The organism is Psychrobacter sp. YP14 (genome assembly GCF_003209315.1).
GTDB classification, from domain to species: domain Bacteria; phylum Pseudomonadota; class Gammaproteobacteria; order Pseudomonadales; family Moraxellaceae; genus Psychrobacter; species Psychrobacter raelei.
On the sequence record NZ_CP029789.1, the window covers coordinates 2,365,127 to 2,389,062 of the forward strand.

Annotated in this window: 16 protein-coding genes and 5 tRNA genes; 1 reads left to right on the plus strand and 20 read right to left on the minus strand. The window is 43.8% G+C overall.

Going from position 1 to position 23,936, the window contains the following annotated elements:
* Positions 1-48: 48 nt before the first annotated feature.
* Complete coding sequence (locus DLE54_RS09660; protein ID WP_227535216.1) at positions 49-1,506, minus strand: McrB family protein; 1,458 nt, start codon at positions 1,504-1,506, stop codon at positions 49-51.
* Between the two features lie 207 nt (positions 1,507-1,713).
* On the opposite strand from DLE54_RS09660, the gene DLE54_RS09665 reads away from it, so the two are divergent.
* On the plus strand, positions 1,714-2,406 hold the full coding sequence (locus DLE54_RS09665; RefSeq protein WP_011961246.1) for a DUF4442 domain-containing protein: 693 nt from the start codon (positions 1,714-1,716) through the stop codon (positions 2,404-2,406).
* A 46-nt stretch (positions 2,407-2,452) separates the two neighbouring features.
* On the opposite strand, the gene DLE54_RS09670 is transcribed toward DLE54_RS09665, so the two are convergent.
* The 19 genes from DLE54_RS09670 to DLE54_RS09760 all read right to left on the minus strand — a co-directional run bounded on the left by DLE54_RS09670 (position 2,453) and on the right by DLE54_RS09760 (position 23,819).
* A complete protein-coding gene (locus tag DLE54_RS09670) occupies positions 2,453-2,962 on the minus strand; it encodes a DUF6586 family protein (protein ID WP_011961247.1) in 510 nt (169 codons plus the stop codon).
* A gap of 87 nt (positions 2,963-3,049) precedes the next feature.
* Positions 3,050-3,721, minus strand: a complete 672-nt coding sequence (locus tag DLE54_RS09675; protein ID WP_227535218.1) for a hypothetical protein — start codon at positions 3,719-3,721, stop codon at positions 3,050-3,052.
* 446 nt (positions 3,722-4,167) lie between these two features.
* Positions 4,168-8,388 (minus strand): DNA-directed RNA polymerase subunit beta', encoded by a 4,221-nt coding sequence (gene rpoC, locus DLE54_RS09680; protein WP_110817016.1) that lies wholly within the window; start codon positions 8,386-8,388, stop codon positions 4,168-4,170.
* A 168-nt stretch (positions 8,389-8,556) separates the two neighbouring features.
* Positions 8,557-12,675 carry a DNA-directed RNA polymerase subunit beta gene (gene rpoB / locus DLE54_RS09685; RefSeq protein WP_110817017.1) on the minus strand — a complete coding sequence of 1,373 codons (4,119 nt, stop codon included), beginning with the start codon at positions 12,673-12,675 and terminating at the stop codon, positions 8,557-8,559.
* 615 nt (positions 12,676-13,290) lie between these two features.
* On the minus strand, positions 13,291-13,668 hold the full coding sequence (gene rplL, locus DLE54_RS09690) for a 50S ribosomal protein L7/L12 (protein WP_110817018.1): 378 nt from the start codon (positions 13,666-13,668) through the stop codon (positions 13,291-13,293).
* Positions 13,669-13,806: 138 nt separating this feature from the next.
* Positions 13,807-14,334, minus strand: a complete 528-nt coding sequence (rplJ, locus tag DLE54_RS09695; protein WP_011961252.1) for a 50S ribosomal protein L10 — start codon at positions 14,332-14,334, stop codon at positions 13,807-13,809.
* A 423-nt stretch (positions 14,335-14,757) separates the two neighbouring features.
* Positions 14,758-15,459, minus strand: coding sequence for a 50S ribosomal protein L1 (gene rplA, locus DLE54_RS09700; protein WP_011961253.1), 702 nt, complete (start codon positions 15,457-15,459; stop codon positions 14,758-14,760).
* Positions 15,460-15,891: a 50S ribosomal protein L11 gene (gene rplK / locus DLE54_RS09705; protein WP_007395730.1), complete on the minus strand. Its 432-nt coding sequence runs from the start codon at positions 15,889-15,891 to the stop codon at positions 15,460-15,462.
* Positions 15,892-16,011: 120 nt separating this feature from the next.
* Positions 16,012-16,542: a transcription termination/antitermination protein NusG gene (gene nusG / locus DLE54_RS09710; RefSeq protein ID WP_011961254.1), complete on the minus strand. Its 531-nt coding sequence runs from the start codon at positions 16,540-16,542 to the stop codon at positions 16,012-16,014.
* A gap of 166 nt (positions 16,543-16,708) precedes the next feature.
* On the minus strand, positions 16,709-17,182 hold the full coding sequence (secE, locus tag DLE54_RS09715) for a preprotein translocase subunit SecE (protein ID WP_110817019.1): 474 nt from the start codon (positions 17,180-17,182) through the stop codon (positions 16,709-16,711).
* 110 nt (positions 17,183-17,292) lie between these two features.
* Positions 17,293-17,368 (minus strand) — tRNA-Trp (locus DLE54_RS09720).
* 306 nt (positions 17,369-17,674) lie between these two features.
* Positions 17,675-18,865, minus strand: a complete 1,191-nt coding sequence (gene tuf / locus DLE54_RS09725) for an elongation factor Tu (protein WP_011961077.1) — start codon at positions 18,863-18,865, stop codon at positions 17,675-17,677.
* 334 nt (positions 18,866-19,199) lie between these two features.
* Positions 19,200-19,274, minus strand: a tRNA-Thr gene (locus DLE54_RS09730).
* 25 nt (positions 19,275-19,299) lie between these two features.
* A tRNA-Gly gene (locus tag DLE54_RS09735) sits at positions 19,300-19,373 on the minus strand.
* A gap of 101 nt (positions 19,374-19,474) precedes the next feature.
* Positions 19,475-19,558, minus strand: a tRNA-Tyr gene (locus DLE54_RS09740).
* 69 nt (positions 19,559-19,627) lie between these two features.
* Positions 19,628-19,703, minus strand: a tRNA-Thr gene (locus tag DLE54_RS09745).
* Between the two features lie 95 nt (positions 19,704-19,798).
* Entirely contained in the window at positions 19,799-20,938 is a 1,140-nt protein-coding gene (locus tag DLE54_RS09750) for an FHA domain-containing protein (RefSeq protein WP_110817020.1), read from the minus strand.
* A gap of 136 nt (positions 20,939-21,074) precedes the next feature.
* Positions 21,075-21,899 (minus strand): RsiV family protein, encoded by an 825-nt coding sequence (locus DLE54_RS09755; RefSeq protein WP_110817021.1) that lies wholly within the window; start codon positions 21,897-21,899, stop codon positions 21,075-21,077.
* Positions 21,900-22,223: 324 nt separating this feature from the next.
* Entirely contained in the window at positions 22,224-23,819 is a 1,596-nt protein-coding gene (locus tag DLE54_RS09760) for a peptide chain release factor 3 (RefSeq protein WP_110817022.1), read from the minus strand.
* Positions 23,820-23,936 lie beyond the last annotated feature (117 nt).

A 23,936-nucleotide genomic window follows, 5' to 3' on the forward strand; every position in this document is an offset into this window, starting at 1 on the left:
GAGACGCTGGGTGCTAAGCTTGGGAGAACACTGTCTTTGTTTGGCCAGCTAGCGGGCGTCATAGGGGTCTTCACTTGAGACACTGTATAGCTGCTGATATGGCGCTGCTGTGAGATAAATAGATTGTGATTCGAGGCTTAAACTTGGGTTTTCCGCCACCGCCACAAAGGCTTGTGCAAATAAGCCAGATTCGGCCGAATGGCGCTGCTCATAAGCCTCAGCAGCAAAGAGGCTTGCATGAGGTTCATCTGCAGCATAGTTGAGCGCATCTGGGTGATACAGTAAGCTATAGGACACAGAGTTATCACCATACAAGATCTGATGTAGGCTCTGTAGTAGATACGCCTCACCTCTATGTAAGCTAATAAAGGCCATGATTTGTGGCACAATCTGGCGATACAAACGCTTAGCAAGCTGGCGTATGTCATCAATACCCATGAAATAGGACTGCCCTAATTGTGCTTGCTCACCGCACAAGGCGGTTAATCGCTGATTTATACTCAGCATCATTTGTGCTAAATCAACCTCTTTTCCTGCATCATCTTTTAATACGCTAAGCAAGCTGGCATCCGAATAGCAAGTGACAAAATCAAAGCGGCGCCTAAAGGCCATATCAAGCACAGCGAGCGAATGATCTTGGGTATTCATAGTGGCATAGATATCTACGTTGCTGGGCACCATAAACTGCCTTCCTGAGTAGGCCAGACGCACACTCATAGGGGTTGCCCCACCCGCACGTTTGCTCGGCTCAATCACGCTCATAAGCTCACCAAACACCTGCGCTGTATTGGCCCGATTTATCTCATCGATAAGCATTGCGTAACGGTGCTCAGGGTCACTTGCCGCCTTAGCACACAGCGCCAAGAATGCCCCTTGCTGAATCTCATATTGCATCTGACCGGTCTGTGCATTGATAAGCGGCCGAATGCCTTCCACAAATTCATCATAACCATAAGACTGATGGAAACTGACTAGGCAGCTACGGCTAACTGTATGCGTCTGATGATAATGATGGCGTGCACTGTCATCATATAACGACAGTAACTCAGACAGCTGCTCCGTTAAAATAGGTTTTAGCTCATCGAGCAAATACCACTGGCTCGTTTCGGTCTTATCGAAGTAATGATTGGCTGAGCGCTGGGCGCTATTGACTGTGGTTGAGTCAGGATGGGTGTGCGTGTTGAGCTGTACCCATAAGGTCTGATTGATGTTTTCATTGCGCTTATTGGCTGCTGCCTTATCGATAATCAGCGGATGCTGCATCATCTCTGGCACGGTCATCAGCCGATCTTCGAGCAGCAGTACCGCACAGACCACATCACACCAGCCATAATGACTGATCTGCTGTATGCGCCAACTGTCCCAGCAGACTGCGATGCTGTCATCATAGCGCTTTTGTAACTCAAGCAAACGGTAGGTCTTACCTGTCCCAGCGACGCCAGTAAAAATCACGTTGGTCGGCTCAGTGGGCAGTGCAGCTATTGGGGCATTCAAAATATCTTTCACTCACTATCAGATGTCGGTATTTGCGTTGTATATTAAGCCATATCTCAATGCCGTAGCACAATGGTCCTGCTAATTACTTAATCGGCAACCTATTTTTGTGAACTGACTGTCACCTAGAGTTGGCGAAGCGCTTTGCTATAATAAAACACAAGGTATAACACCACAGTTGTCTATCATGACAACATTCGATGAATGAAAGGACGCGTTATGAGTCAGTTAGGAAGTTTATTACAGCAAGCCACAAGCCTTAGCAAAAGCGCGGGCAAAGTTGCCACAAAGGCGGCCACTCGCCTAAATCTGCCATTACAAGGTGCTCAATTAAAAGCTACTGAGACGTCGCATCAACCTTTAGATGTGAACAACCCTTTTACCAAAATCCTAAAAACAGTTCAGCGGTTGCCTGACAGCACTCAGTCTTTTGTATTAACCAAAGTCTTTAGTAAGATTGTACCCTATGTGGGCACCACAGGTATTGTCTATGAAACAGTCACGCCCAATAAATTGGTCGTCAGCTTAAACAATAAAAAAGGCGTGCAAAACCACATTGGCACGGTGCACGCTGTGGCAGTAACTTTATTGGCAGAGACTGCCACAGGGTTTATATTAGGAGTGAACTTGCCGTCAGATAGAGTGCTCTTGGTCAAATCTTACGAGGTAAATTTCTATCGCCCTATTAAGACAGGTCAAATTGCCGCCATTGCCACTTTAAGCGACGAGCAGCGCCAATATATATTGGACAATGCCAAAGGTGAAATGGTCATTCCTTGTGTGATTGAAGACCGTCAATCAGATAGCGAACGCGCCCCGATTACTGTTGAGATGACCTGGGCCTGGATTCCTAAATCCGAGCTAAAGCAGCGCCGTGAAGGTAAAGATAACAGTAACTCTACTACAAAATAATGCGCCACTTGATCGATTTAGCTGAATAAGCCGGCAGGTTAACGGGCTAATACTCCACCATTCCGCCGCGCATCTCATCGATCAAGCTCATAAACTCGCCTCGCCACTCGCGAATGGTCTGTTCATCAGGCAGCCACTGGTTGGACAAGGTCACCACATTGACGATTAAATCATGAGTTGAGGTGTCCATACCCGTGCTGTCTGGGGCCGGAGCATACTGACAGCGCTGATAAGCTTTAGTGATATTAGCCAGTACGCCCGACTCAAGTGACAGCTTAATACGCTGTAGCTCAGGAGATATTAAGGTTTTGTTGTGCAGAGCCTTCTCAATATACTCAATACTCGGGGCACTGGTGTCCAAATTATAAAAATAGGCCAACTCTTGTAAAAAGGCCAATAGTGCGCCTTGCAAATGAAATATCGCAGTCTCACAGTGCGCCTGATACAGCTGCTTATCAGTGGTCTCTCCAGCCTGTTTACAAGCCAATCTACAAAAATAGAACTTTTGGTTGGTGCGGTCTGCTTGATAGCGCGCCACTCTGCCCTTGTCTGCCATAATCATCCCCAGTTGGCACTTATTTAAAACATAACTGTAGCATAAAAAATACTATTGCAGCAGACAGTTAAACGCACTCAAGATTCATTATTTACTCGGAAAATCATAGCTCTTATAAATCTCTAGCACACCCTTTTCTTTGTCAATAAACAGTCTTTGAACCCCAAATCCACGATTTATCATGTCTGGGTTTTTATGGTAAATATCAATGGTTTTGGCCGCTTTAAAGTCAGATGAATAACTGTTTACGCCTCTGTTTTGCATCAACGGCTTTAGCTCACTGCCATTAATACGATAAGCAATCACCGCCGAGTTGGGAATAAATGATTGTTTTGAGCCTAATCGGCTACCCTCAGGAATCTTGACATAGCCATCGGTCAACAGTAAACGCTCTAAGTCAAAGCTATATTTGTCTACCTTAAAATCAGTACGTACTTTAGGGTCGGTATACCAGCGGTAATTGTATAAATCCACACCGCGATTGAGCTGTTTGTATAAATGATCAGTGATACCTTTGTAGCTGTCTGCCTTCATTTTAAGAGCTTTGCCATCATACGTGGCGCTAAACCCTGGACAGCTAATGCTAAAGCTTGGATCAGCATCTTTATTCAGATCGCCCATACTCACGGTCTTTGAGCGATTTGGCACACTGCTGGCAACTTTCCAATTGGCATTAACATCTAAGCCATCTTTCATCGACATGAGCATGATATTTAGACTATCACAATCTGGCACCGTCTCTGAGGCGTAAGCTGGCATACTCAAAGCTAAGGATACAGCGGATGTTATTAATATAATTTTTTTCATAACCGCCTCAAAATAAAATCAAACATAATCAAAATTGCTAATTATCCAAAACTATAGGGTATAAAAATTTATCAAACAACAGCTTATCGAGCATCTGTCTATTTATTCAATCTATTTATTCAATGCCTATCACTAGGCTAACCATAACTTTAACTCAGTCCACAATTTTAACTCAGTAACCATACAGACACCTTAACCTAGTCGTCATTTTGGTTAATATTCTAAAAGCTAGCTTACACTGATAAAGGTTAATTAATAGTCAATCAATCTTGGTTTATATATTTTGAGTGGATTAAGTCACTATAGCATAATTTTTAGGCACAAAAAAAGCCGGCATAGCGCCAGCTTTTTTTATCTCATAACAGTATGCTTGAAGCTCATTTAATAGCAGCTTTGGCCTATTTGTCTTGACTCAACTCTTGAGCAAACGCTTCATCGAAGCTTCTGAAGTCTTGAGCTGAGGTCGTGGCTTCGATATCAAAAGCGGCATCTAGAGCACTTTCAACATCATAAGCAGGTTTGCCTTCTTTGGCTTTTTTGCGCGCCGCATGATAAGCAAGACCTGTACCCGCTGGGATCAGACGACCCACAACCACGTTTTCTTTTAGACCACGTAGCTCATCAACTTTACCCTCAACAGCAGCAGCAGTTAATACGCGTGTGGTTTCCTGGAACGAAGCCGCTGAGATGAAGCTTTCAGTTGCCAAGCTGGCTTTGGTGATACCCAATAACTGACGTTCAAACTGTACTGGGAATTTATCTTCAGCAAGCAGTTTTTCGTTAGTGGCTTTCACATCAGCGTATTCCACCTGATCGCCCTTGAAGTAGTTTGAATCACCGGCATCAGTAATTTCTACTTTACGCAACATCTGACGGATAATCACTTCAATGTGCTTATCGTTGATCTTAACGCCCTGCAAGCGGTATACATCCTGTACTTCATCCACAATGTAGTTAGCCAGCGCAGTTTCGCCTTGTAGACGCAAGATGTCATGCGGATTTAATGGGCCATCTGCAATAACTTCACCACGGGCAACGGTTTCGTTCTCGAACACGTTGATTTGGCGCCATTTTGGAATCAGCTCTTCATGTACTTCGCCATCTTCATTAGTGATGATGAAGCGGTTCTTACCTTTAGTTGATGAGCCGAAGCTTACCACACCTGACATCTCTGCCATGATGGCATGATCTTTCGGACGACGTGCTTCGAACAAGTCAGCAACACGTGGTAGACCACCGGTAATATCTTTGGTACCTGACGTGGCTTGTGGTACACGGCCTAATACCGAACCTGCTGTCACTTCTTCGCCATCAGAAACACGGATAATGGTCTCAGCAGGTAAGAAGTAAACCACTTCTTTACCGCCCGTAGTATCTAGAATAATCGCTGGACGTAAGTCTTTTGAGTTACTTGGACGGTCTTTTGAACCCAAGATTTCAAACGAGCTCATACCGGTTGCTTCATCAATCTTAACGGTGGCAGTTGAGCCATCGATAATGTCGCTGAAACGTGCCTTACCCGCGAATTCTGTGATAATTGGGTGCGTGTGCGGATCCCATTTAGCAATCGCTTGTCCGCTTTCAACTTCATCACCGTCTTTCACCAGTACGCTTGAACCATAAGGAACTTTATAGCGCTCACGCTCACGGCCAACATCATCAGCAATACCGATTTCAGCTGAACGCGATACGATAACTAAGTGACCATCCACGTGGTCCACCGTCTTCATGTTATGGAAGCGGATGAAACCTGTGTTGCGGGCAGAGATGCTATTGTCTACTGAAGTAGAACTTGCGGCACCACCCACGTGGAACGTACGCATGGTTAACTGAGTACCTGGCTCACCGATTGACTGAGCCGCCATAACACCCACAGACTCACCAATATTCACTTTGTGACCACGTGCCAAGTCACGGCCATAACACTGAGCACACACACCGTGTGGTACATCACAAGTAATAACTGAGCGTACCCATACTTCATCGATACCATTGTCATCAATAACCGTTACGCCATGCTCATCAATCAGCGTACCTGCGGCTAATAACACCTCATCTTCACGGCTCATCACATCACGAGCAACCACACGACCTAGAACACGGTCACCTAGTTTCTCAATGATTTCACCGCCTTGAATGTGTGGTGTCATGCGAACGCCTTTTTCGGTACCACAATCGTTCTCAGTGATTACCAAATCTTGCGCCACGTCAACCAAACGACGAGTCAAGTAACCCGAGTTGGCTGTCTTAAGTGCCGTATCGGCAAGACCTTTACGCGCACCGTGGGTCGAGATGAAGTACTGAAGAACCGATAGACCTTCACGGAAGTTGGCCTTAATCGGGGTTTCAATAATAGAGCCATCTGGCTTAGCCATTAGACCACGCATACCGGCCAACTGACGAATCTGCGCTGCACTACCACGAGCACCAGAGTCTGACATGATGAAGATAGAGTTGAATGATTTTTGCTCTTCTTCTTCACCTTGTGCGTTGATAACGATATCAGTCGCCAAGTTATCCATCATCGCTTTAGCCACTTTGTCGTTGGTACGTGACCAGATATCGACAACTTTGTTGTAGCGCTCACCAGCGGTTACGAAACCTTGCTCAAACTGTTGTTCGATTTCACGAACTTCAGCATCAGCCGCTTCGATAAGCTCTTTTTTCATTGGCGGGATAACCATATCCTCGATACCAATAGACACACCTGATAGGGTTGCTTGAGCAAAACCTAGGTACATTAATTGGTCAGCGAAGATAACACTTTCTTTCACGCCGCGCGTACGGTAGCAAGAGTTCATTAGTTTTGAGATGTTTTTCTTAGTCATCTCAACGTTACACTCAGCAAAACGCATACCTTTTGGCATGACATTCCAGATAAGTAGACGACCGGCCACAGTTTCTTGCAGCGTGGTTTGTTTGGTCGAGTTACCCTCTTCATCAAAGATGGTCTCAGTCACACGTACTTTAATTTTGGCGTTTACATGTAGGTCGTTTGAACCAATAGCGCGTAATGCTTCGTTAACGGTCGCAAAGATCATGCCTTCGCCTTTAGCCTTAACTGCTGAACGGCTGATGTAGTACAGACCCAGTACAACGTCTTGTGATGGCACAATAATCGGATCACCGTTAGCAGGTGATAGAATGTTGTTGGTTGACATCATCAACGTACGGGCTTCTAGCTGTGCTTCTAGAGTCAATGGCACGTGTACTGCCATTTGGTCACCGTCGAAGTCAGCGTTAAACGCGGTACATACCAGCGGATGCAGCTGAATGGCTTTACCTTCAATTAGTACAGGCTCAAATGCTTGAAGACCCAATCTGTGTAGCGTTGGCGCACGGTTTAGTAATACTGGATGCTCACGGATAACCATGGCCAGCATATCCCAAACTTGTGGCTCTTCACGCTCTACCATCTTCTTCGCTTGTTTGATGGTTGTTGCCATGCCGTGTGACAATAGTTTTGAGTAAGTAAATGGCTTGAATAGCTCAAGTGCCATTTTCTTAGGCAGACCACACTGATGTAGACGCAGTGTTGGACCAACAACAATCACCGAACGGCCAGAGTAGTCAACACGCTTACCTAGTAAGTTTTGACGGAAACGACCTTGCTTACCTTTAATCATGTCAGCAAGCGATTTCAATGGACGCTTGTTGCTGCCCGTGATGGCACGGCCACGACGACCGTTATCAAGTAGCGCATCCACTGACTCTTGTAGCATACGTTTTTCGTTACGTACGATAATGTCAGGGGCGTTAAGCTCTAATAGACGCTTTAAACGGTTGTTACGGTTAATCACACGGCGATATAAGTCGTTTAGATCTGAGGTCGCAAAACGGCCGCCTTCTAGCGGTACTAGAGGACGTAAATCTGGTGGTAGTACGGGCAAAATGCTCATAACCATCCACTCAGGCTTGTTATTAGAGTCACGGAAAGCTTCTAATAATTTTAGACGCTTAGACATCTTTTTAAGCTTGGTTTCAGAACCAGTATTTGGAATCGCTTCACGTAGATCATCAATTTCTAAATCGATATCGATATCTTTTAACAGGTCTTGAACCGCTTCAGCACCCATTTTAGCGATGAACTCATCACCAAATTCTTCTAATGCTTTGTAGTAGTCTTCATCATCAAGAAGCTGATACTTCTCTAAAGACGTCATGCCAGGATCGGTTACCACATAGCTTTCAAAATACAATACGCGCTCGATATCACGTAGTGTCATATCAAGTAATAAACCGATGCGGCTTGGTAATGACTTTAAGAACCAAATGTGCGCAACAGGGCTGGCAAGATCGATGTGGCCCATGCGGTCACGACGAACTTTGGCAGTGGTCACTTCTACGCCACATTTTTCACAGATTACGCCTTGGAATTTGCGGCGCTTGTACTTACCACATAAACATTCAAAGTCTTTTACTGGACCAAAGATTTTGGCACAGAATAGACCATCACGCTCAGGCTTAAAGGTACGGTAGTTAATGGTTTCTGGTTTTTTTACTTCACCATGTGACCATGATTTAATAGTCTCGGGAGCTGCCAATGTAATCTGAATGCTATCAAATTCACGTTTGCCGTTGTCGGCAGGGCTTTTCATAATATCGAGTAAATCTTTCAAGTTGCTTCTCCGTTATATGTGTTCACAGTATCTGGGTCAAATTAATAATTTGAATAATGACCCTAAGCTACCGTTTGAAGGCAATGAATTAGGCTGAGTTTAAGGGAACGACTAACGCAGTAGATGCAAACCATTTAACAAAATGTTCTGCATCTACCCGATTCAACACTAGTTGCTTTCTTTTAGCTCAATATTAATACCCAGTGACTTAATCTCTTTGGTCAATACGTTGAACGATTCAGGCATGCCTGGGTCCATGTACTGCTCACCATCGACGATGTTCTTATACATACGCGTACGACCTTCAACATCATCCGATTTCACTGTTAGCATCTCTTGCAACGTGTAAGTTGCGCCATATGCTTCTAGTGCCCAAACTTCCATCTCACCGAAACGCTGACCACCAAACTGTGCTTTACCGCCTAATGGCTGCTGTGTTACTAATGAGTATGAACCGGTCGAACGGGCATGCATCTTGTCATCTACTAAGTGGTTTAGTTTCAGCATGTACATGTAGCCCACCGTCACAGGACGGTCAAACTTCTGACCAGTACGGCCATCATACAAAGTCTGCTGACCTGAGCTTGGGTAACCGGCAAGCTCTAGTAGCTCGTCAATTTGAACCTCACGGGCGCCATCAAATACAGCGGTACCCATAGGCACACCATCACGTAGGTTTTGAGCCAATGCACGGATATCATCATCGCTCAAGCTGTCTAAATCAACTTGTTCACCGCCTACTTTGTTGTAAATCTTGTCTAAGAATTCACGTAGCTCAGTGACTGCCGCTTGCGCTTTGATCATGCCGTTAATCTTGTCACCAAGACCTTTAGCTGCCATACCTAAGTGAGTCTCAAGTACCTGACCGATATTCATACGAGAAGGTACACCCAGTGGGTTTAGTACGATATCAACTGGATTACCGTTTTCATCATAAGGCATGTCTTCAACCGGCATGATGCGAGATACCACACCCTTGTTACCATGACGACCGGCCATCTTATCACCTGGCTGGATGCGACGTTTCACCGCTAGGTAAACCTTAACGATTTTTTGTACACCGTGTGCTAAGTCATCACCAGCAGTCAGCTTGCGTTTTTTCTCAGCGAACTTGGTATCGATGTCTTTTTGCTTATCGACCAAGAACTCTTGAATTTGAGTCAAACGCTCAGCGATTTCTTCTTCAACAGGCTGAATGTCTAATAACGTTTCTAAAGACATTTCTAGTAGCTCAGACTCAGCCAGTACTGTACCTGACTTAAGACCTGCACCACCACTGATGGCCTGACCATCTAATAAGTGGCTGATACGGCTACGTGCGGCTTCTTCAAAAATACGTAGCTCTTCTTTTAAGTCTTTGCGGTAGTTGTCCAGCTGCGACTTCTCGATTGATTTTGCACGAGCATCTTTTTCTACGCCATCACGGGTAAAGACTTGAACATCGATAACCGTACCTTTGGTAGAGGTTGGCACACGTAAAGAGGTGTCTTTAACGTCTGCTGCTTTTTCACCGAAGATGGCTCTTAGTAGCTTCTCTTCTGGCGTTAATTGTGTCTCACCTTTTGGCGTTACTTTACCAACTAAGATATCGCCTGCATCTACTTCAGCACCGATATAAACGATACCTGACTCATCAAGAGCAGATAGCGCGGCTTCACCCACGTTTGGAATATCGGCAGTGATTTCTTCAGTGCCTAGTTTTGTGTCACGCGCCACACAGGTTAATTCTTGAATGTGGATGGTTGTGAAACGGTCTTCTTTCACCACACGCTCTGATAATAAAATCGAGTCTTCGAAGTTATAACCGTTCCATGGCATAAAGGCCACACGCATGTTCTGACCTAGAGCCAACTCACCTAAGTCAGTTGATGGACCATCAGCTAGGATGTCACCACCAGCGATTTCGTCACCTTGGTTAACAATGATGCGCTGGTTAATACAGGTGTTCTGGTTAGAACGGGTGTATTTGATTAAGTTATAGATATCGATACCCGCTTCACCCGCTTGCATCTCATCTTCATTAACACGAACCACGATACGTGACGCATCAACGTCTTCAATCACACCACCACGGCGAGCGATAACACACACACCTGAGTCGCGAGCTACGTGACGCTCCATACCGGTACCTACTAACGGCTTATCAGCACGTAAGGTAGGAACAGCCTGACGTTGCATGTTCGAACCCATCAAGGCGCGGTTAGCATCATCATGCTCTAGGAATGGAATTAAGCTTGCTGCAACAGAGACAACCTGACTAGGTGATACATCCATATGCGTCACTTTATCACTTGGCATACGTACCGATTCACCACCGCTACGTACCATTACCATCTCTTCAGCCAGTACGCCGTTTTCATCCAATTCAGAGTCAGCCTGAGCGATAACCGTGCCGACTTCTTCGATAGCTGATAGGTACTCGATATCGTCAGTAACTTTACCATCTACTACTTTACGATAAGGGGTTTCTAAGAAACCAAATTCGTTGGTCTTAGCAAAGGTGGCTAATGAGTTGATTAGACCAATGTTTGGACCTTCAGGCGTTTCAATAGGACACACACGACCATAGTGAGTATTGTGTACGTCACGAACCTCAAAGCCTGCACGCTCACGAGTTAGACCACCTGGGCCTAATGCTGAGATACGACGCTTGTGAGTAATCTCTGATAGCGGGTTGTTTTGGTCCATGAACTGAGACAACTGGCTTGAACCAAAGAACTCTTTTACCGCAGCCGCAACAGGTTTTGAGTTGATCAAATCTTGTGGTGACAAATTATCAGATTCAGCAGAGCTTAAACGCTCTTTCACCGCACGCTCAACACGCACTAGACCAACACGGAATTGGTTCTCAGCCATTTCACCAACAGAGCGAATACGACGGTTACCTAAGTGGTCAATATCATCCACTTCACCAATACCGTTACGGATATTGATAAGCTCTTTTAACACATCAATGATGTCTTCTTTGGTTAATACGCTCTGCTCACGTTTAACATCTGGATCATCACTATTAACAAACTCACGACCTAAACGGCGGTTGAACTTCATACGGCCAACGTTAGATAAGTCGTAACGATCGGCGTTGAAGAACATGCTCTCAAACAACTTCTCAGCAGTATCAATCGTTGGTGGCTCACCTGGACGCATCACTTTATAGATTTCGATTAATGCTTCTTCGCGGCTACCGGTGCTGTCTGCACGTAAGGTATCAGCGATATACGCACCATGATCGATGTCGTTGGTGAATAAAATCTTGAATTCTTTGATTGATTCACTGGCTTCAAAGGCACTTAGCTTAACCAATAACTCATGGTCAATTAGGGTGTTTGCTTTTGCAATCACTTCATCATTGACAACGATATCTTCGGCAAGAATACGCTCATATAGGTACTCATCAGGCACAGCCAGTTTTTTCATACCAGACTGTTCGATTTGACGAATACGGCGCGCATTGATACGTTTGCCTTGCTCAACCAACACTTCACCGTCTGGTGATACGATATCGAACTGAGCCATTTCACCACGTAGGCGATCTGCAACTAGGTCAATTTCAAATTGCTCTTCGCCTTTATAAACCGATACTTTTTCAAAGAAGGTATCTAGGATCTCATTAGTGTCCATGCCTAGAGCACGTAGAATGATAGTGCCTAGCAATTTACGACGGCGGTCAATACGAGCGAATACTAAATCTTTAGCATCAAACTCGAAATCTAACCATGAACCACGGTAAGGAATGATACGGGCGTTATAAAGCACCTTACCACTTGAGTGTGACTTACCTTTATCGTGGTCGAAGAACACACCAGGTGAACGGTGTAATTGCGACACGATAACACGCTCAGTACCATTAATAATAAAGGTACCGTTATCGGTCATTAATGGGATTTCACCCATATATACATTTTGCTCACGGATGTCTTTAATAGCAGCCTTGCTATTTTTGTCTTTGCTATCTTTGTCTTTGATAACCAGACGGATTTTGACACGTAAGGGTGCTGCAAAAGTAGAACCACGAGAAATACACTCGCGCTCATCGAACTCTGGTGCACCTAAGTAGTACTCAACAAATTGTAGTTCGGCGTTGTTTGAATTACTTTCGATTGGGAAAATAGATGAAAATGCAGCTTGTAGGCCTGTATTCTCACGCGCTTTAGGCTTTTTATTTTCCTGCAAAAATTGCTCATAGGAATCCACTTGAATTGCCAACAGATAGGGAATATCCATTACATGTGGCAACTCGGCAAAACTTTTGCGAATACGTTTTTTTTCAGTATAGGAATATGCCATCGAGAGTCCTTACAGTAGACAGTAAAATAAAAATGATTCATTTTTAAAAATTAAGCGATCAGTAATTAACTAAAAGACCCAAATTCTAAATAGGAATCATCAGATTGAAACAGTGAGAATGACCTTTGATAAATGCCTGTTGTGCATAACAATCATGACGTTTTGACTCATTATTTGAGTGTCGACGCCGCCAAACCCATTACAAACGTTAATAGCCAATGGTTATTATAGTAATTGATACAAAAAATGTGGTTAAATTAGGTTAAAAGAAGCCAAATGACAGATGCAAAAAAACCCCAAGCACGAGCGTACCTAGGTCTAAATAAAAAGGATAGAAGCTAACGATGTTTTAAACATGCAAATTGTCTGTCCCTTGGTCTGTATTAATCGCTAAACGTTCGTTAAGCTGAAAATAAATAAGATATTAACGTGACGCTTGCCAACCATTTAGGCTAATACAAAAGGTCAAGTGCGAGATTATACAATACCTCATTCCCAAACACAACCCCTAAAGTGCTCGATAAAAAAAGCCAACAATGCATAGTACATTGTTGGCTTCGTGGTTAAGTAGGGTTTGATCCCTGCTTAACCAAACTCATAACAGATAAAAATCTATTATTTAAGTTCTACAGTAGCGCCAGCTTCTTCAAGCTTTTTCTTAAGCTCTTCTGCTTCTACTTTGTTAGCGCCTTCTTTGATTGGAGCTGGAGCGCCTTCAACTAGTTCTTTAGCTTCTTTCAAGCCAAGGCCAGTTGCTTCACGTACGGCTTTAATTACGCCAACTTTCTTGTCGCCGAAGCTTGCAAGAATTACGTCAAACTCGTCTTTTTCTTCAGCAGCAGCAGCGCCACCAGCAGCAGCAGCAGGTGCAGCAGCAACAGCAGCAGCAGCTGTTACGCCGAATTTTTCTTCCATTTCGCTGATTAGTTCAACGATATCCATTACTGACATTTCAGCGATTGCGTTTAACACATCTTCTCTAGATAGTGCCATGGGATTTCTCCATTTTCTGATAAATTTAAAGGGATTAATTAAGATCAATACAGTTTAATTATGCCACTAGGCGATAGTCTTGCTGTATCGATCGAAAATAACTTAGTCGCTTACTTATATAAGTTAAGTAGCTATAAACTAAGCGGCTTCTTTTGCGTCTTTTACTGCTGCAACAGTACGTACAAACTTGCCTGGTACTTCTTTCATAGTACGTGCAAGCTTGGTTACTGGTGCTTTCATTGTTGCCATCAAGATAGATAGTGCTTCGTCGCGTGTTGGAAGTTTAGCTACGCGCTCAATTTCCTCAGGACCAAACAACTCACCACCAACTGATACAAGCTTTGGCTCTAAAGCTTTGTGTTCTTTAGCGAATTCGTGAATTACACGAGCAGCAGAACCTAAATCTTCAGTAGAAAAAGCCAGTAACAATGGGCCAACCATCTTATCTGACATGCACTCAAAGCTAGTACCTTCAAAAGCACGCTTAGCTAGCGTGTTTTTAACAACTTTAAGTACAACACCTTTCTCACGAGCTTGGTTACGTAGCTTAGTTAACTGAGCTACTTCAAGGCCATGATAATCAGCAGCAACTGCTGAATAAGCATTTGCAGCAACTTCAGACACTTCAGCCACAACTTTTTGTTTCTGTTCTAGCGTTAATGCCATGAGTTGACTCCTTGATCTCATCATCATTGCCGCAGCAATGTTGAATTGACGTTTCTATTACTAAAGTATAAATACCGGTTAAGCCAAGACGTACTTGTCATCAACCAGCGACTTTAATAACGCTGAATACGGCACCTTTATCAGAATGAAGGAGAAACCAAATTAGTAAACTAACCCATTCCCACGATCAAACTTTTTTGGGTCACCGTCTGCGTAGGCCAATGCTAGGCTAAATAAAACACAATGGTTCGATTTAACACTGACATCAATTAACAGCATCGAAGGCAAACCTAAGATACCTACCTACGGTCTTAGACAGCATAGCTTTGGCTAAGCTGACCTAATATTATAAATTTTTAAATTCGGTAGGAATTAGGGCGATTATTCGCCCTATTCCTTATGTTTTTTCTTTATCTTTTAAGCTTACTTAGCTACTCGGTATGGTAGTGGATCTAATGCGATACCAGGACCCATGGTGCTAGATAAAGTAATTTTTTTGATGTAGATACCTTTAGAAGTAGCTGGCTTAGCACGACGGATGTCTGCTAATAAAGCCTGTACGTTCTGCTGGATTTGTTCAACAGTGAAACCAACCTGACCGATAGTGGTGTGGATGATACCTGCTTTATCTACACGGTAAGTCGCCTGACCTGCTTTAGCGTTTGCAACTGCTTCAGCAACGTTAGGAGTAACGGTACCTACTTTAGGGTTAGGCATTAGGCCACGTGGACCTAGGATAGTACCTAACTGACCAACAACACGCATTGCGTCTGGTGCTGCGATAACAACGTCAAAGTCTAGGTTGCCCGCTTTAACTTGTTCCGCTAGATCATCCATACCCACTACATCAGCACCGGCTTCTTTAGCAGCATCAGCAGCAGCGCCTTGGGCGAATACAGCAACACGCTTAGTTTTACCAGTACCTGCAGGTAGGTTAGTTGCACCACGAACCACTTGGTCTGATTTACGTGGGTCTACGCCTAGGTTGATAGCGATATCAACTGACTCTTTGAATTTAAGAGGTGGTAGGTCGTTTAAAATGCTTACCGCTTCTTCAAGCGTATAAAGCTTTTGGCTTTCTACACGCTCAGCGATCATTTTTTGACGTTTAGTAAGTTTACTCATTTACACACCCTCCACATCGATGCCCATTGAACGTGCAGTACCAGCGATGGTACGTACAGCAGCGTCCAGGTCAGCAGCAGTCAAATCAGCATTTTTAGTTTGCACGATTTCTTCTAGCTGTGCACGAGTAACTTTACCTACTTTAGTAGTATTTGGAACACCAGAACCTTTAGCGATACCAGCAGCTTTACGCAGCAAGAAGGCAGCAGGTGGTGACTTCATGATAAATGTGAATGATTTATCAGCGTATACTGTGATTTCAGTAGGAATTGGCAGACCTGGTTCCATGCTGGCAGTTGCCGCATTGAACTCTTTACAGAATGCCATGATGTTCACACCTTTTTGACCTAGTGCAGGACCAATTGGTGGTGAAGGGTTTGCTTTGCCAGCAGGCACTTGTAGTTTGATGTAACCATCAATCTTCTTAGCCATGAGTTTTCTCCTTTACGGGTGATAACGCTTTCTGCTCACACTTACTATCTTGATGTAAGCAGAGCCATCCGCTCCCCGGGGGTTAAAATATTTAGCTCAGTTGCTATCGTCGTCAGCCAATCAGCTTAACTTCTCAACTTTACTAAACTCTAATTCGACCTGAGTTGGTCTGTTAAATACGTTTACAGTCAGTTGTAGCTTAGATTTCTCGTAATCCACTTTTTCGACTAGGCCTTTAAAGTCAGTGAAAGGTCCGTCAATAACCAGAACTTCTTCACCTGGCTCAAATAAAGTCTTAGGACGTGGTGCTTCTTCACTTTGTTTAAGACGATTTAAGATACGATCGGCTTCAACTTTAGTAATGGGTGCTGGATTCTCTGGTGTACCGCCAATGAAGCCGGTAATACGCGGACAGTCATTTACAATATGCCAAGTATCATCATTCATTTCCATTTCTACTAATACGTAGCCTGGAAAGAATTTACGCTCACTTTTACGCTTTTTGCCGTCTTTCATTTCAACGACTTCTTCGGTTGGTACCAGTACTTCACCGAATTTATCAGCGAACTCACTGCGATTGATACGATCCGTCAAGTAGCGTTGGACTTGCTTTTCATATCCTGAAAATGCCTGCACGATATACCAGCGCATATGTTTCTCCATGACGTCAATCAAACGATTGCTGATTAAAAAAAACAGGCTGTAAAGCTGATATAACCCTTATGAAGTTATATGAAGCCCAGCCCTAACAATTCTTTTTTATAACTAATTTTTTAACTTGTACTGCCGCTTATCTTATTTATCACTAACCCAGTGATTAACCGATAAAGATACCAACCAACCAGTTAAATAGGTTATCAAGTAACCACACAATAACGGCTACGATACCGATTACCAATAAAGACTGCCAAGTATACTGAATGGTTTCATTCTTACTTGGCCAGGTAACACGGCGTAACTCTATGCTGGCGTCTTTAAGCAATACCTTAAAGCTGCGTCCTTGATTGGTCAGTGCCAAACAAATAATGGCCAACACAATCAGTGAGGCGATAATACCAACACGAACCCAAATATCGTTAGCAGGCTGCCAAATACCAGGCAGCTTATAATTAACTAGCGTGGCACCAATTAGAGCAGCAAATGCGATAATCCAAAGCATGATGTCTTTTGGAGAGCGTATTTTGGCTACTTCTACTGCACTTTTACCATTAAGCGATTTTCTTAACGTATTATGAGCGCCCTGCTTAGCGTCAGATACCTTACTATCTAGGTTATCTTGTTGATTGCTCATAGTTGAATTGCCTTACGACGTAGACGATAGAGTTAAAGCCGCCTATCTGTATGGTAAAAGAAGAGTGCTGGTTTAGTTAATTAAGCGTAGACAGTTATCAGTCATATAAGTGGCAGGCGATGAGGGACTCGAACCCCCAACCCTCGGTTTTGGAAACCGATGCTCTACCAATTGAGCCAATCGCCTTTAGTTAAGGTTGACTATTATACAATCTTTTTTATGGATTGCAAGCCTTGTGAGTGCTTGAAACTAGGATTCTTTTATATAACCCCTTCTAACAGCGGCTATCATTGCAGATCACTAGATTTAGTCGTGTAGTATTATAGCGATTTTAATTAAGTTGTCTACTCAATTACCTTGATTTTTGCACTGATTAAAGCGTTTAAATAACCTGTGACATAGACTAAAAACAGACTAAAAGTAGTGACCATAAAAAAACCGCCTCAATGAGGCGGTTTTTTTGCTTGATAGCGTTATTAACACTTAAAGAGATTAGTCTTTAACGTTAGCAACAACACCAGCACCTACAGTACGGCCACCTTCGCGGATTGCGAAACGTAGACCTTTGTCCATAGCGATTGGGTGGATAAGCTCTACGCTCATCTCAACGTTATCGCCTGGCATTACCATTTCAGTACCTTCTTGTAGAGAAATAGCACCAGTTACGTCAGTTGTACGGAAGTAGAACTGTGGACGATAGCCGTTTAGGAATGGTGTGTGACGACCACCCTCTTCTTTTGATAGTACGTATACTTCAGCGTCAAACTTAGTGTGCGGAGTGATTGAACCTGGCTTAGCTAGTACTTGGCCACGTTGTACGTCTTCACGCTTAGTACCACGTAGTAGTACACCACAGTTCTCACCAGCACGACCTTCGTCTAGTAGCTTACGGAACATCTCAACACCTGTACAGGTAGTTTTTTGAGTGTCACGGATACCAACGATTTCAATCTCGTCACCAACTTTAACGATACCAGACTCAACACGGCCAGTTACAACAGTACCACGACCTGAGATTGAGAATACGTCTTCGATAGGCATCAAGAATGGCTTATCGATGTCACGCTCTGGCTCTGGAATGTAAGTGTCTAGAGTTTGTAGTAATTCGATAACTGCTGGCTCACCATATTTGCCATCTTTACCGTTTAGGGCTTCTAAAGCTGAACCTTTGATGATTGGTGTGTCATCACCTGGGAAGTCGTAGTCTGAAAGTAATTCACGTACTTCCATTTCTACTAGCTCTAGTAATTCTTCGTCGTCAACCATGTCACATTTGTTCATGAATACCATGATGTATGGTACGCCAACCTGACGTGATAACAAGATGTGCTCACGAGTTTGTGGCATTGGGCCGTCAGTAGCTGATACAACTAGAATAGCACCGTCCATCTGAGCAGCACCAGTGATCATGTTTTTAACATAGTCAGCGTGACCTGGGCAGTCTACGTGTGCGTAGTGACGGTCAGCAGTGTCATACTCAATGTGTGAGGTGTTGATTGTAATACCACGGGCTTTTTCTTCTGGTGCTGAGTCAATTGCAGCGTAGTCTTTGGCTTCGCCACCAAAAGTTTTTGCAGCTACAGTTGCGATAGCAGCTGTTAGAGTGGTTTTACCGTGGTCAACGTGACCGATGGTACCGACGTTTACGTGCGGCTTGTTACGTTCGAACTTGGCCTTTGCCATGAGTGTGTCCTCTTTTTATGGGTTTACTAAAATAAATAGTACTACTAAGGTTATAACGGTTGTTATTTTCTATTATTTAGTAAATTACAACACTAAAAGGCAACACTAAGTGCTGCCTATCAAACAATTAACTATAAGATGTTATATGGTGCAAGGTCATTATTTGCCCTTGTAAATTTTTAATTAAAGTTTCAACTTTATTAAATAGTCACCTAACTTTATTTGCCTAGCCTGCTACAGGCCTAGCCGATTTTTTTAATTTAATGTTTAAACAAGTAAGCTCGCTTACCAACTTAGTTCTAATGAAATATAGGAATTAGAAGAATTAAAACAATGGAGCTCATATCGAGAATTGAACTCGAGACCTCTCCCTTACCAAGGGAGTGCTCTACCGCTGAGCTATATGAGCTTAATGTGCTTTATTTTAAATAAGTTGGAGCGGGTGGCGGGAATCGAACCCGCGCCATCAGCTTGGAAGGCTGAGGTTCTACCATTAAACCACACCCGCAGTATCACAGCTTTCTTTAGCTGCCATATGCATGGGATTTGGCAGTGTGCTGCTCTAGGTAGACGGATACTTGAACACTAATTGAAATTGTAACTAGAAAATGGTGGTGGGGGAAGGATTCGAACCTTCGAAGCTTTCGCGACAGATTTACAGTCTGTTGGGTTTGACCGCTCCCCAACCCCACCTAGGTTGTAAAACTAACTTATTGATAGTTTTACTAAAATTGCTTAAAGCAAAGTACTTTGAGAGACGAATGGTGCCGACTGCCGGAATCGAACTGGCGACCTACTGATTACAAGTCAGTTGCTCTACCAACTGAGCTAAGTCGGCTTGTTCTCTCGAAGTGGGGTGTATTCTAGCAAATATTTTTTAAAACACAACCCCTAATTTCATTTTTTTTAAAAAAAATGCAATTTTTTTTATTTTTAGGCCAATGTGCCACTGTTATAAAGCCATAAAGCTACGGCTAAGACCAATAAAATCAAGGCCATCCACAAAAAGCCTTTGTTTGATCCAGAATTTGCATTTTGTGGTGCAGAATCCGTTTTATGAATGTGTGCCACCTTGTGCTGCGGCTGCTCATTCACCGTATTAAAGCTGTTGGCTGGATTTTTTTCAGATACGGGTGCCTGAGTTTGGGTATTTATCTCATTTTCTGCATCGCCTGTCAGCTCTTTGACGGGTTTTTTAGCGTCTGGCTCTACGGTGTCATGCAAATTAGTGGTGGCTGACATCTGGGCAGCAGCTGCTTGTTTGGATTTATGCACTTCAGGATCTGCCTCACGAGCCAACTCTGCAAAGTGCTCAGTGTCATCTTTATGCAGATGGTTTTGCTCTGAGTTATAAACACCGGTAGGCTGCTCAAGCTCTTCTTCTAGCTTTTGTTCAAGCTCAGCTTCGGTCATGTTTTTAATACCCGATTTTTCAATAGCTTCTGCGTTTTCTTCAGCCTGGTGCTCTGCCCTCTCAGCGGCTTCAAATTTATCAAATTCACTGTCGGTTTTTTCTGGTTGCGCAGTAGGTGTGATAGGCTCAGCTAACGGCTCTACTGGATGAGTCGCTGGCGCTTCTACTATTTCTGCAGTTTCTATAGGCTCGACCGTTTCTGGCTCGATGGCTTCAGGTTCTACTGTCTCAACTTCAGGCTCGATGGTTTCAATTTCAGGCTCAATGGTTTCAACTTCAGGCTCGATAGTTTCAACTTCAGGCTCAAGTACTGATACCGCCGCCGAGGCTACTGGCTGAGTTTGTTTTACTTGGAAGCTAAAAGCGGCGAAAGTAACCACATCATCTACCACCAAGCTTTTTGGCTGATGCGGCTCAAGTCTGACATCATTGACCAAAGTACCATTTGATGACCCTAAATCTTGTACCAGTAGCTCATCATCAACGACAGTTAGCTCAGCATGTTGTCGAGAGACCTGCTTGCTGCCTAGTACCACATCATTGTCTTGACCACGACCAACGGTTAACTTATGGTCTACGTTGAGCTCTAGATTACCCAAAGCTTCGGTTAAGGCGGTCAGTTGCCACTGCGTTTGGTTTGTGTTGTTATAATCACTCATAAAAATCTCCTCATAGATTCCATTTTATTTAATTTTGCTATCAATTCTGGCGGCTTACGCCTATTTTATCTATTTAATGCGATGTCTTACTATATAGCGTTATTCTTCAAAATAAGCCAGTTTATTTATTTTAATTTTAATGCGGGATGTATTTGGGCTTTAATATGCCTTTTAGCTGATTATAAGGTACTGTCAGCTCCGGCATACCGTAAGCATAAGCAGCTATCTCATAAGGCTGGTATCTTAGTACCACCCCTTTATCGGTTAACAAGGCATTATCAGTTAGCGTAAAGGGCCACATTTTTTCGTATGCTTTGAGTTCGTTATTATCTTTACGCACCCAAGCTTTGTACTGCTCATAAGCCAACGCTTTAAATTTAGATTTTTGGCCTGCCAACAGCATATCGTCCAACTGGATATGACGCTTAGATGAGGTATCAAACATCATATATTCAGAAGTGCCCAGCCCATGAGCCCCGCCTAGATAAATATAACTGTTGATTTCAAACAGCTCAAACTCCCCCATATGCCCAAGGTAACTGGGTGAGGCCTCAAAGCTATAGTTGATACTGCTGCCCTCTGGGATGTCCTCTAATTGCGATTTGGCAAAGCCATCCAAGCGTTTTTTTACCTCAGCTTGGGTCAAGACTTTAGCGTTTGATGGCGGCTGCGTTCGCTCAGTTTCAGACTGTGAGCCCGGTACAATTTGATTGATGCGGGTATTAATCAAGGTATTTATCCAGCCTTGACTGCTGGCTGCATATTTAATATCAATCTGCGGACAGCTGTAGTCGCTGCGACTCTCACACGTGTCGGTGACTAAGCTTGGCAAACGATAGTCCAGATAATCCTCAGCATACACTAAGTTGGCAGCGTATAGGGGAAAAGGGGTCAAGGCCGCTAAAGCACAGATACTAAAAAGGCGTAAGCTGCGAGTCCCTATCAAGTGTGTTGATGACATACCGCCTCCTGATTTGGTTAACTTGTCGATATTTTTATCCTAAGCCTTATTATTATCATTTAGCGGCGTTAGGGTTAGCGCTTTAGATATGGCTTTAAATATATAGCAAAGCGGGTGCTCACTGTGTTTAAACTGTGTTTATTGCTACAAAATTTAAAAATCACGCATCTGTTACTCAGTTGGCCACTTTATATTGACTGACATTAATGCAACACCTTATAAAAAAAGACGCCCTTATCGCTAAGAGCGTCTTTGTACGGGTAAGCGGTTTATATCGCTTTGTTAGTGGTCGTATTGTTAGTGGTTATATTTTTGACGGTGAAATTAGTGCTCACGAGTATTGCTAAAGGTAATCTCTGGATAACGGTCTTGCATCAGCTGCAAGTTCACTCGGCTGGGCGCCAAATAAGTGAGGTGACCACCGCCATCAACCGACAGTTGATCATGCGCTTTTTTCTTAAATTTAGCCAATATTGCCTCATCATCACAGTGGATCCAGCGCACTGTGGCAATCGATACCGGCTCAAAGATACACTGCACTTTATACTCTTCTTTTAGACGATGTGCCACCACTTCAAACTGCAGCACACCCACAGCGCCCAAAATTAAGTCGTTGTTAATTTGTGGCATAAACACCTGAGTGGCACCCTCTTCGCTCAGCTGCTGTAAGCCTTTTTGTAGCGCTTTTGACTTTAGCGGATCTTTTAGCACCACACGGCGGAATAACTCTGGCGCGAAATGTGGAATACCGGTGAAGTTTAGCTCTTCGCCTTCCGTGAAGCTGTCACCAATGCTAATCGTGCCGTGGTTATGTAGACCAATGATGTCACCAGGATACGCCTCCTCCAATGCCTCACGGTCACCGGCTAAGAAGGTCAATGCGTCAGAGATACGTACATCTTTACCTAGGCGTACGTGCTTCATCTTCATGCCTTTTTCGTATTTGCCGGAGCAGACTCGTAAGAAGGCGATGCGGTCACGATGACGCGGATCCATATTGGCCTGAATTTTAAACACGAAGCCACTAAAGCTGGTCTCGTCAGCGGCCACAATACGCTCATTGGTAGGATGGCTTTTTGGCGGTGGTGCATGTTCAATTAACGTATCTAGCACCATATTGACACCGAAGTTACCCAGCGCTGTACCGAATAATACAGGTGTCATCTCACCTTTTAAGAACAAATCAACATCGAAGTTCTCTAACGCCATTTGTACCAGCTCAAGCGACTCTTCAAAGGCTGAAAATGCCAACTCACCCAGACGCTGACGCACGTCAGGATAATCATAGCCTTCGCGGGTTTCAATCTCAGTAATCTCGCCGCCGTGGCCTTTTTTATATAAATAGGTTTTATCTTCAGTTAAGTGATACACCCCAACGAAGTCCTGCCCCATACCGATCGGCCAAGTCACCGGCACGCACTTGATACCCAAAACGGTTTCAATTTCATCAAGCAGCTCTAACGGATCACGGATCTGGCGGTCTAGCTTGTTAACAAATGAGATAATTGGGGTGTCGCGCATACGACACACTTCCATCAGCTTAATGGTACGCTCTTCGACACCTTTGGCGCCATCGACCATCATTAATGCACTGTCTACCGCAGTTAATGTGCGGTACGTGTCTTCTGAGAAGTCAGCGTGGCCTGGGGTATCTAGTAGGTTTACGATATGGTCTTTATAAGGAAACTGCATTACCGAGGTGGTAATTGAAATACCACGTTCTTGCTCCATACTCATCCAATCTGAGGTGGCATGGCGATCTGTTTTGCGACCTTTCACCTCACCAGCGACCTGAATGGCTTGACCCCAAAGCAGGAGCTTTTCGGTCATGGTGGTTTTACCGGCATCGGGGTGAGAGATAATAGCAAAGGTGCGGCGCTTGGCCACTTGTTTATTTAAGGTTTTTGGATCTACGCTCATAATTTGGGCTTCAACTGTTAGGTGATAATATATGAAAAATAACTGGTTTTAAAAAGCAGAGCTTTAATATGGCCGCTTAAAAATGCTATTTAAACTAAATAGGGAAAATGAATGTGC

Excerpts from the sequence above, each read along its gene's own strand:
- rpoB (WP_110817017.1), bottom strand. The coding sequence starts at position 12,675 with ATGGCATATTCCTATACTGAAAAAAAACGTATTCGCAAAAGTTTTGCC.
- DLE54_RS09750 (WP_110817020.1), bottom strand. The coding sequence starts at position 20,938 with ATGAGTGATTATAACAACACAAACCAAACGCAGTGGCAACTGACCGCC.
- secE (WP_110817019.1), bottom strand. The coding sequence starts at position 17,182 with ATGAGCAATCAACAAGATAACCTAGATAGTAAGGTATCTGACGCTAAG.
- DLE54_RS09755 (WP_110817021.1), bottom strand. The coding sequence starts at position 21,899 with ATGTCATCAACACACTTGATAGGGACTCGCAGCTTACGCCTTTTTAGT.
- DLE54_RS09670 (WP_011961247.1), bottom strand. The coding sequence starts at position 2,962 with ATGGCAGACAAGGGCAGAGTGGCGCGCTATCAAGCAGACCGCACCAAC.
- rplL (WP_110817018.1), bottom strand. The coding sequence starts at position 13,668 with ATGGCACTATCTAGAGAAGATGTGTTAAACGCAATCGCTGAAATGTCA.
- rplK (WP_007395730.1), bottom strand. The coding sequence starts at position 15,891 with ATGGCTAAGAAGATTGATGGTTACATCAAACTACAAGTGCCTGCTGGC.
- tuf (WP_011961077.1), bottom strand. The coding sequence starts at position 18,865 with ATGGCAAAGGCCAAGTTCGAACGTAACAAGCCGCACGTAAACGTCGGT.
- rplA (WP_011961253.1), bottom strand. The coding sequence starts at position 15,459 with ATGAGTAAACTTACTAAACGTCAAAAAATGATCGCTGAGCGTGTAGAA.
- rplJ (WP_011961252.1), bottom strand. The coding sequence starts at position 14,334 with ATGGCATTAACGCTAGAACAGAAACAAAAAGTTGTGGCTGAAGTGTCT.
- DLE54_RS09760 (WP_110817022.1), bottom strand. The coding sequence starts at position 23,819 with ATGAGCGTAGATCCAAAAACCTTAAATAAACAAGTGGCCAAGCGCCGC.
- DLE54_RS09675 (WP_227535218.1), bottom strand. The coding sequence starts at position 3,721 with ATGCCAGCTTACGCCTCAGAGACGGTGCCAGATTGTGATAGTCTAAAT.
- nusG (WP_011961254.1), bottom strand. The coding sequence starts at position 16,542 with ATGCGCTGGTATATCGTGCAGGCATTTTCAGGATATGAAAAGCAAGTC.
- DLE54_RS09665 (WP_011961246.1), top strand. The coding sequence starts at position 1,714 with ATGAGTCAGTTAGGAAGTTTATTACAGCAAGCCACAAGCCTTAGCAAA.